The following is a 9167-nucleotide window of genomic DNA, read 5'->3' as shown; positions in this document are numbered from 1 at the left end:
TTCGTTATCTTCAGTTCGACGATTATCTTTTGCGATGAATGAGCCGGTAGTTTGGTACTGCATTATCCAATTATCTAATGCTGATTTGGTGAGGTCATACTCTGCGACGATATCCGCACGTTTTTTACCATTTTGATATAGCATGACCATTTGTTTTTTGAACTCGTTAGTAAAGCTACGTTTTGCTCTTCGTGATGAATCGATTGCCATTGTTGTTACCTTCTCTTATTTTTAGTTTATCATAACAATGACCTTATAAAACTGGTACTAATTAGTGTAGCCGATCCAGGTGAATTTAATAATTCACTTGTGATTTTAGGGGGATCAGGTTCTACTTTATTAATGACATTTTTTATTGCGTTTTTTGCTAAGTCCAGCCAACTAAAAATCTTAGGGCGAGCTTCTGCAGTACCTGCAATATTTAATATCAACGAACCAGTTATTTTTGGTATGCCGATTGTATACAATCCTTATTTAGCTCTCCCTTTTTTCTTAGCACCTATGGCTTGCGGAACATTAGGTTATTTGGCTATTAATACTGGTTTTATTCATCCAATCATCGCATTAATTCCATGGCCATCTCCAATGGGATTAGGGGCATTTATTAGTACTGGCGGTGATTATAAAGCGGCTATTGTTGCCATATTCTCGGCTATTTTAGCTTTGCTAATCTATATTCCTTTTGTCAAATTATATGACAATAAATTGTATAAAGATGAGCAAGGTAAATCAGAAAACGAAATTCAAACAGCTTAATTTTATATAAGGGCGTATACATTTTATTAAAGATTACGCTCTTTTTTAGTTAAAATCATAAATATCAATTATGCTTATTTTCTTTGAGATTTAAGAAATCATTCCTACTAAATTCACTACTGTTTTATACTTAAACGTAGTGTTTCCTGAAAGTTTTTAACAAAAATCAGTTTTATTTATACAGAGAATAATTTTATCGCTACTGTGCTAAGAAAAGACATCATTGTTGATACTTGCAGTTAATTCTGTAAAAAATTTTCACACTAAACGAAAAAAGTATTGTTTAAAAATTTTAGATGAAATTTTATAACAAATTTTAATTATCATCGATTGCATTTCACATTTAATCATCAGTCTCTATTGAGTAAATTATAATTGCGTTAATTATTTTTTAGTTCTAGTAATCTTTGCTACTCCATTAAAATGGTAAATTAGAGTAAATATGTACTATATAACTGATCAATATTCGATCAGTATTTTTGTTTTCTATGCTATATTGATGGTTACCCTTAACTTATTGTTGCATGATCTATTAATGCGCTTTATGTATTTGGGGATTATGTGAGTACGATAAATGATACTTTAATTTGGAGGTACAAAATGTTTTCTCTTAAACGTAAATTGATAAAGTATTGCTACTTTATGGTATTTTTACTGATAAGCCAACAAGTACTAGCTGTCGAAAACGTAACACAAAAATTAACAGCTGCCGCAGTTGCTTCGCCCGATTATTATGGTGCAAAGGCAGCCGAAGAAGTGCTCGAAAAAGGTGGAAATGCAGCCGATGCTGCGGTGGCCACCGCATTTGCTCTTGCTGTTACTTATCCTGAAGCGGGTAATATTGGTGGGGGTGGTTTTATGACTCTTTGGATGGACGGTAAGCCTTATTTTATTGATTATCGTGAAGTTGCACCAAGTAAAGCTGATAAAGATATGTATCTTGATGATCATAAAAATGTGATTCCTAATTTGAGTTTATATTCTTACAAAGCATCGGGAGTGCCTGGAACTGTTGCTGGTATGTGGGCGGTTCATCAGCGTTTTGGTAAATTACCTTGGAAAGAGGTTATAGCACCAGCTATTCGATTTGCCAATGAAGGATTTGTTGTAGACAAACAACTAGTTAAACGTTATCAAGAGGCACAAGAACTTGCGCCTGCTAATGGTCACTTTAAGCAATACTTTGGTTCAATGCAAGAAGGGAAAATATTTAAACAACCTGAGCTTGGTAAAGTTTTAGATCGTATTGCCCAGCAAGGTAGCGATGGATTTTATAAAGGTGAAACGGCTAAATTAATTGCACAACAGATGGAGAAAAATGAAGGTTTAATTACTGAAAATGATTTAGCAAATTATAAGGTTAAATGGCGAGATCCTTTAATTGCTAACTGGCATGATATGCAGATTGTTACTGCTCCACCGCCAAGCTCAGGAGGTGTTGGTTTAATTCAATTATTATTAATGAAACAATATTTAGCGAATGATTTCAAAGAGGTAAAAGTAAATTCAGCGCAATATATTCACTTGTTAGCAGAAATAGAAAAACGTGTTTTTGCTGATCGAGCCGAATATATGGGAGATCCTGATTTTATCTCTGTACCTGTCACTGAATTGATTGATACTAATTATTTAGTGCAGAGAGCGAAACAAGTTAATCCAAAAGCGATTTCGATTACTGAAAAAGTTAAACCAGGTTTAGATAATAATCGTGAAAAGTTACAGACTACACATTTTTCGATTGTGGATAAATGGGGCAATGCCGCATCGAATACTTATACACTTAATGGTTGGTTTGGATCTGCTGTTGTAATAGAAGGCACTGGTATCATTCTAAATAATGAAATGGATGATTTTAGTAGTAAACCAGGTGTTGCTAATCAATTTGGTGTCGTGAGCAAAGATGCTAATGCAATAGAACCAAATAAACGTCCTTTATCTTCTATGACACCAAGTATTTTTATTAAAGATAACGAAGTTGCAATGGTCATTGGTACACCAGGTGGTTCAAGAATTTTCACTTCAATCTTTCAAGTTGTGACAAATGTTTTTGATAATCATATGTCATTAAAAGCGGCAATGGATGCTCCGCGTTATCATCATCAACTATTACCAGCGAATCTTATCTTTATTGAGCGTTTTCAAAATAAAGTGCCAGAGAAGTTAAAAGATAAACTTAAACAGATGGGTTATCATTTTAAACAGCAAGATTTTAGCGGTGATATTCAAGCCATAAAAATTACGGATAATAAACCCGAAGCCGTATCAGATATTCGAGGTCGAGGTAAATCAATTATTGTGAAATAGATAATAAAAGACCCGCTATAATGACGGGTCTTTTTGTGTTTATTGTTGGATAATTATTCAGGAATAATATCAACAATAAGTTTAGCAAATGCTTCGCTGTGTACTTGGAAGAACACTTCATGTTCACCAGTAGTACGCAGTACGCCATTTGGTAAGCGAACTTCGCTTTTTGATACTTTAATACCACGAGCTTTAACAGCATCAGCGATATCACGAGTACCGATTGAACCAAATAATTTGCCCTCATCACCGGCTTTAGAAGTAATAGTTACTTTACCAAGTGCATTGATTTGAGCAACACGCTCTTCAGCTGCTTTCAATGTTTCTGCAAGCTTAGCTTCTAATTCAGCACGACGAGCTTCAAAGAATTCGATATTCTTTTTAGTTGCTGATACAGCTTTACCTTGTGGAATTAAAAAGTTACGTGCGTAACCTGCTTTAACATTAACTTGATCACCTAAGCTGCCTAAATTAGCAACTTTATCGAGTAGAATAATTTGCATTATATGTTCCCTCTGTTGCTAATTACTGATGATTATCAGTATATGGTAATAATGCCAAGTAACGAGCGCGTTTGATTGCGCGAGCTAATTGACGTTGATATTTTGCGCTAGTACCAGTGATACGGCTTGGTACGATTTTACCACTTTCTGTGATATAGCTTTTTAATAAAGAAACATCTTTATAATCAATTTCTTTAACGCCTTCTGCAGTAAAACGGCAGAATTTGCGACGACGGAAATAACGTGCCATTTGGCTATTCTCCTAATAGTTTAACTTGGTCAGCATGTAAAACAAGTTGGCTTGTTTGGTTGCGTTTAGTATGTGTGCTTATAAAGCCACTAACTAAAACTTTGCTGCCTTTTTTTATGTAACTTAGCTTTTGTTGTCCACTAACAATCACAGGCATTATGCACCATGCTTGTCTTGTAAGTTCTGCTTCGATTTGTTTAGAAACGTGTTCTAAATAAAATTGACAATGCGAGATCCCACTTGGACTGATTTTTCGTATCGGAGTTTTTTTTACAATACCCGATAACATTAAACGATTATTCGTCGGAATCATCGTCCATATTTACTTCGTTAAAATCTTCTTCAGAACTACGACGTTCATCTTTGGCTTTTAACATAGGTGAAGCTTCAGTTACAGCGTGTTTTGTGCGCATAATTAAACTGCGAATTACTGCATCATTGAAACGGAAGCTATCTTCAAGTTCGTTAACAGCTTCTTGAGTTGCTTCAACATTCATTAACACGTAATGTGCTTTGTGCAGTTTTTCGATAGGATAGGCTAATTGACGACGACCCCAATCTTCTAAACGATGAATTTTGCCACCATCAGTGGTTAACGTACCAGTATAACGTTCAATCATACTAGGTACTTGTTCACTCTGATCTGGGTGAACCATAAATACTATTTCGTAATGACGCATTATCGCTCCCTACGGATTAATCAGCTTTCTGTCGGGGCAACCGCAACCCATTGAAAGCAAGGAACATGAAAAATAGGCGGTTGAAATCGACAAGGCATTATATATCAAGTTATTGGGTTTGACAAATGAATATGCCAAGATTCTTTGTAAGACAGTGTCACTTTTAGTTGATAGGAAGTATCTGTTTTTATGACTGTTTTTTATGAAATTCTTTTGAAAAATGTCAAAAAAAAAGCAGGAAAAAACTTCAATAAAATCAATACCTTTCCTGACCGATTTTTGTGGTTGTAAAAATGCATTGTAAAATGTAACGATTTCTATACATTTTTGTTAGTAAAATATGATATGCTTTCGTGCAATAGAATTGTTATTAGTAGATGTTTGTATAACTATATAAGTAAGAGGAAAGGTTTGATGGCTCAGGAAACTATTTTTAGTAAAATTATTCGACAAGAAATCCCCGCTGATATTGTTTTTCAGGACGATAAGGTGACAGCATTTCGTGATATTTCTCCTCAAGCGCCGACTCATGTGTTGATTATCCCAAATAAACTAATTCCAACCGTTAATGATATTAAGGAAGAAGATGAAACCATCATTGGGCATATGATGGTAGTTGCTGCCAAAATTGCAAAACAAGAAGGTATTGATGAAAGTGGATATCGTTTAATCATGAATTGTAATAAAGATGCAGGGCAAGAAGTTTTTCATCTTCATATGCATTTATTAGGTGGTAAAAATCTTGGTAGATTAATAGGGTAATCATATATGAAACAGATCAAGCGCATATTTGTTACAAGTTCACTGGTTTTTGCTTTAACGGGGTGTCACCTTATTAGTAATACCCAAAAAGTTGAGGTGAAACCACCTGTAGATGTTACTCAGCCTGATGATACTGGTGTGATTGAAATGCCTCCTGAAATTGCTAAACAGACTGATTGGAATTCGGTATTATCACCATTTATCAAGAAATTAGTTAATGTGCCACTTTCAAATTCAGACAATAAACTTATTTTTATTAGTGATATTCAAAACCGGAGTGGTGATTATATTGCAAATAATCAAATAGATGAAGCATTACATCAGTTAATGCATAAGCAAAATACGTTTACAGTAGTAGATAGACAGACAATAAGCCAAGCTAAACAATCATTGGGGATTTCAGCTGATGATAAGTTGGTATCACGAGGTAAGATGATTGGACTGGCTAAATTAATAAATGCTAGCTATGTTCTTTTCACCACAATATATAAAGTACCAAGTGCAAGCAATGATGTCGATCTGGCAATGGAATTAATTTCAACACAAAGTGGAGAAATCCTAACCAGAGTTGCATCTAAAGATTTTCCTAAGCAGTCTGATATCAATAAGGAAACAAATAAAGTTATTGAGGACAACAAATAATGGGACCATTGTTGATTGATGTTGAAGGTTTAGCATTAACTGAAGAAGATAAAAAACTGTTGCAAAATCCGTTGATTGCAGGGGTGATTTTATTTAGTCGTAATTATCAAGATCAAGCTCAACTGATGGCATTGATAAAACAGATTCGAGCTGCCTCTTCACAGCGTTTATTAATTTCGGTCGATCATGAAGGAGGGCGTGTTCAGCGTTTTAGAGACGGTTTTACTTCTATACCTCCAGCGCAATCTTTTGCGGTTCTTAATGATCTTGAACAAGCTAAATCATTAGCTTTTGATGCCGGTTGGGTTCTGGCTATGGAACTTATTGCTTTTGATATCGATCTTAGCTATGCACCCGTTTTAGATTTAGGTCACGATTGTCTTGCTATCGGTACACGTTCTTTTCATCAAGATGTCAATGTTGCTTATCACGTTGCTTCCGCTATGATTGATGGTATGCATGCTGCAGGTATGAAAACTACGGGCAAACATTTTCCTGGGCATGGTCATGTGATTGCTGATTCACACAAGGAAACGCCTGTAGATTATCGCGAAAAGTCGCTTATCGAACTTGATATGCAAATTTTTGCCAAATTGATTGCGGATAAAAAACTTGATGCAATCATGCCTGCTCATGTTATCTATCCTGCTTTTAATAATAAACCTGCTAGCGGTTCGCCATATTGGCTTAAAACAGTGCTTCGTGAGCAATTACATTTTGATGGTGTAATCTTTTCTGATGATTTATCAATGGAAGGTGCTTCAATAATGGGTAATTATGCTGAGCGAGCCCAAACGGCATTATCAGCAGGTTGCGATCTGCTTTTAGCTTGTAATAATAGGCAAGGGACATTAGCTATTTTAGACCAATTAGCAGCATTAGATAAGATTAATTCCTTAACATCAGATAAAGCAAAATGTTTATTAACCAATACAAAAATCACCTATGTAGAATTAACAAAAAGTTCTGAGTGGCAATATCGTCGTGATAATTTATTAAAACTTAATGAAAAGTGGACAGAGTATGCAAGCAGCAATCATTGAAATGGATAATGACCAACTTCTGGTTACCTATAATCATGTAGCTAGAGCACTATTCGCTCAAAACGATTTAGTATTAAATCAACCCTTTAATTATCAAAAGGTCTTCAATCTTGATAATACAATAAATATAGATGGGCAAGATGATACGATTATTGTGTTAGATTCTCAGCACGTTTTATTGCAAAAAGTGATGGAATCATCTAAAACAATATTTATTTTACAACCAATTGAGTATTTAAAAAAAAGGTTATCAAAAATAAAGGTTGTTGGTTCTCAAGCTTTTGATATTTTTGCCAGCCAAAGTTTAGTCATGCAAAAACTTATCGCTCAAGCTAAAGCATTCTCAATGCAAAGAGAACCATTACTTATCTCTGGCGAAACTGGTACAGGTAAAGATTTACTTGCTAATGCTTGTCATCAATACAGTTCTCGTGGCGATCAGGCTTTTCTAGCATTAAATTGTGCAGCTATGCCAGATGAGGTTGTTGAAAGTGAATTATACGGGCATGCAGCTGGTGCTTATCCTGGCGCTATTGAAGGTAAAAAAGGCTTTTTTGAACAAGCCAACGGTGGCTCAGTATTGCTTGATGGCATTGATGAGATGTCTTTTCAAATGCAAACTAAATTATTACGTTTTATCAATGATGGTTATTTCCGCCGTGTGGGTGATGATGATGAAGTTTATGTCGATGTTAGAATTATTTGTGCAACAAAAGTCGATTTAGCTGATTTGGTCGAACAAGGTAAATTTAGAAAAGATCTTTATTATCGACTTAACGTACTATCGCTTAATTTACCTTCTTTACAACAGCGTAAAGACGATATTGAACTACTTACACATATTTTTGTAAATGAATATGCCAATAAACAAGGCATCATACCGCCAACAATTGACAATAATGTTATTGATAATTTTACCCGTTACTCATGGCCAGGTAATGTAAGGCAACTTAAAAACATACTTTATTCAGCATTAGCGCAATTGATCTCGCCTAGGTTAACGGTCAAAGACATTGTGTTACCGACTCCAATCACATCACAATTATCGTGGGTCAACAATATTGAAAATAAAACGCTTGATGAAATAACTAAACAGTTTGAAAAAGAGATCTTATTAAAATTATATGATCAATACCCAAGCTCAAGAAAGCTGGCCAAAAGATTAGGTGTGTCGCATACAGCGATTGCGAATAAGTTGAGAGATTATGGGATAGGGCGGTGATTTTATAAAATAGTTGAATACTACCTAATAAGGATATATATCTTTTTCAGATATTCAACTTCTGTCATATGTAGGAAAACGCCAAGTTGTTTACACTTCATGACTAAAATAATCTTCTAAAAACTCATAAGGCGTTTTTCCAAAAATCGCTTTTATGCGGTTTAACGGTATTATAAAAATTAATAAAGTGTTTAAGGTTTTGTTTTCTATCTATTGAATCGCTAAATATATGCTGATTATGTCACATCGCAATTCAAAGTTCGTATCACTCTTTCGGCTTTTCCATTCGTTTGTGGGCAGGCCATGAATTTTTGATTAATACGATGGTTATTACACGTTTTAACAAATAGGTGTTCGCTGGTGTCTTGATATTTACGTCCATTATCGGAATAAATACATGTAGTGGTATAAGGACATTGGGTTAATACTTCATTGTGTAAAAACTGTGCTGAGCTAAATTGGGATTTATCGGGGTAAATACCTGTATAAAGCTCACGTGAAAATCATCAATGCCAATAAATATTCTCTAGTTTTCTTTTTTATTTCATTTTTAAGTAAAGGTAAATGTTTGGTATCAACGTGGTATGTCCACACTTTTTAGTACCAAAAAGATAAGGTCATCGATTTCTTTTGTATTCAATCGGCGACTGGTAATTTAATGTTGAATGAAGTCGATTATAATTAAACCAATCCACATAGTGATTAAATTCCAATTTAAGTTGCGCCAGTGAATCAAAAATAGTATTTGACACAAATTCTGTTTTCACTGCTTTGAATGTGCTTTCTGCAATTGCGTTATCATAGGGGCAGCCTTTGCGACTTAAAGACCGTTTAATTCCAAATGCTGTTAAACATTCATCAATCAAATGATTATCAAACTCTTTTCCTCTATCAGAATGAAACAACTCAATCGTCTGTAAGTTCATTGGAATTTGACTCATAGCTTGCATGACCAGTGCCGCTGTTTTATGCCTGCCAGCACTTCGCCCCACTATTTCTCGATTA

The 9167-nt window shown here is 34.8% G+C and carries 11 protein-coding genes and 1 pseudogene; 6 read left to right on the top strand and 6 right to left on the bottom strand.

Annotated elements, in window-relative coordinates:
- On the bottom strand, nucleotides 1-210 hold a 210-nt coding region (locus tag A9G37_RS09410), incomplete at its 3' end, for a helix-turn-helix domain-containing protein (RefSeq protein ID WP_065575356.1).
- A 78-nt stretch (nucleotides 211-288) separates the two neighbouring features.
- Between A9G37_RS09410 and A9G37_RS09405 the strand changes: the two are divergent.
- A pseudogene (locus A9G37_RS09405) lies at nucleotides 289-756 on the top strand (PTS transporter subunit EIIC); the annotation flags it as partial.
- A gap of 642 nt (nucleotides 757-1398) precedes the next feature.
- Nucleotides 1399-3060 (top strand): gamma-glutamyltransferase, encoded by a 1662-nt coding sequence (ggt, locus tag A9G37_RS09400; RefSeq protein WP_442902860.1) that lies wholly within the window; start codon nucleotides 1399-1401, stop codon nucleotides 3058-3060.
- 53 nt (nucleotides 3061-3113) lie between these two features.
- Here ggt and rplI read toward each other — a convergent pair whose 3' ends face one another.
- From rplI to rpsF, 4 genes are read right to left on the bottom strand one after another with little or no spacing between them, the layout of a single operon-like run.
- Complete coding sequence (gene rplI, locus A9G37_RS09395) at nucleotides 3114-3563, bottom strand: 50S ribosomal protein L9 (RefSeq protein ID WP_034914705.1); 450 nt, start codon at nucleotides 3561-3563, stop codon at nucleotides 3114-3116.
- Nucleotides 3564-3585: 22 nt separating this feature from the next.
- On the bottom strand, nucleotides 3586-3813 hold the full coding sequence (rpsR, locus tag A9G37_RS09390) for a 30S ribosomal protein S18 (RefSeq protein WP_025314965.1): 228 nt from the start codon (nucleotides 3811-3813) through the stop codon (nucleotides 3586-3588).
- 4 nt (nucleotides 3814-3817) lie between these two features.
- Nucleotides 3818-4126, bottom strand: a complete 309-nt coding sequence (priB, locus tag A9G37_RS09385) for a primosomal replication protein N (protein WP_034914702.1) — start codon at nucleotides 4124-4126, stop codon at nucleotides 3818-3820.
- Entirely contained in the window at nucleotides 4110-4493 is a 384-nt protein-coding gene (gene rpsF / locus A9G37_RS09380) for a 30S ribosomal protein S6 (RefSeq protein ID WP_034914699.1), read from the bottom strand. The genes priB and rpsF overlap by 17 nt, the downstream gene beginning before the upstream one ends.
- 414 nt (nucleotides 4494-4907) lie before the next feature.
- Here rpsF and A9G37_RS09375 point away from each other — a divergent pair, with 414 nt between their 5' ends.
- From A9G37_RS09375 to A9G37_RS09360, 4 genes are read left to right on the top strand one after another with little or no spacing between them, the layout of a single operon-like run.
- Entirely contained in the window at nucleotides 4908-5255 is a 348-nt protein-coding gene (locus tag A9G37_RS09375; protein WP_034914696.1) for an HIT domain-containing protein, read from the top strand.
- A gap of 6 nt (nucleotides 5256-5261) precedes the next feature.
- Nucleotides 5262-5897, top strand: a complete 636-nt coding sequence (locus tag A9G37_RS09370; protein ID WP_065575354.1) for a hypothetical protein — start codon at nucleotides 5262-5264, stop codon at nucleotides 5895-5897.
- Nucleotides 5897-6940, top strand: coding sequence for a beta-N-acetylhexosaminidase (nagZ, locus tag A9G37_RS09365; RefSeq protein WP_065575353.1), 1044 nt, complete (start codon nucleotides 5897-5899; stop codon nucleotides 6938-6940). Before A9G37_RS09370 ends, nagZ begins: the two co-directional genes overlap by 1 nt.
- The gene (locus A9G37_RS09360) at nucleotides 6921-8162 is read left to right on the top strand and encodes a sigma 54-interacting transcriptional regulator (RefSeq protein ID WP_065575352.1); all 1242 of its coding nucleotides are present in this window, start codon (nucleotides 6921-6923) and stop codon (nucleotides 8160-8162) included. Before nagZ ends, A9G37_RS09360 begins: the two co-directional genes overlap by 20 nt.
- A gap of 617 nt (nucleotides 8163-8779) precedes the next feature.
- On the opposite strand, the gene A9G37_RS09355 is transcribed toward A9G37_RS09360, so the two are convergent.
- A partial coding sequence (locus tag A9G37_RS09355) for an IS3 family transposase (protein WP_141671160.1) occupies nucleotides 8780-9167 on the bottom strand: 388 nt, incomplete at its 5' end.

The sequence above is a fragment of the Gilliamella sp. GillExp13 genome (genome assembly GCF_001690815.1).
In the GTDB taxonomy this organism is placed as follows: Bacteria; Pseudomonadota; Gammaproteobacteria; order Enterobacterales; family Orbaceae; genus Gilliamella; species Gilliamella bombi.
The sequence above is the reverse complement of the archived record's forward strand: the minus strand, read 5'-3'. Positions and strand labels throughout refer to the sequence as shown.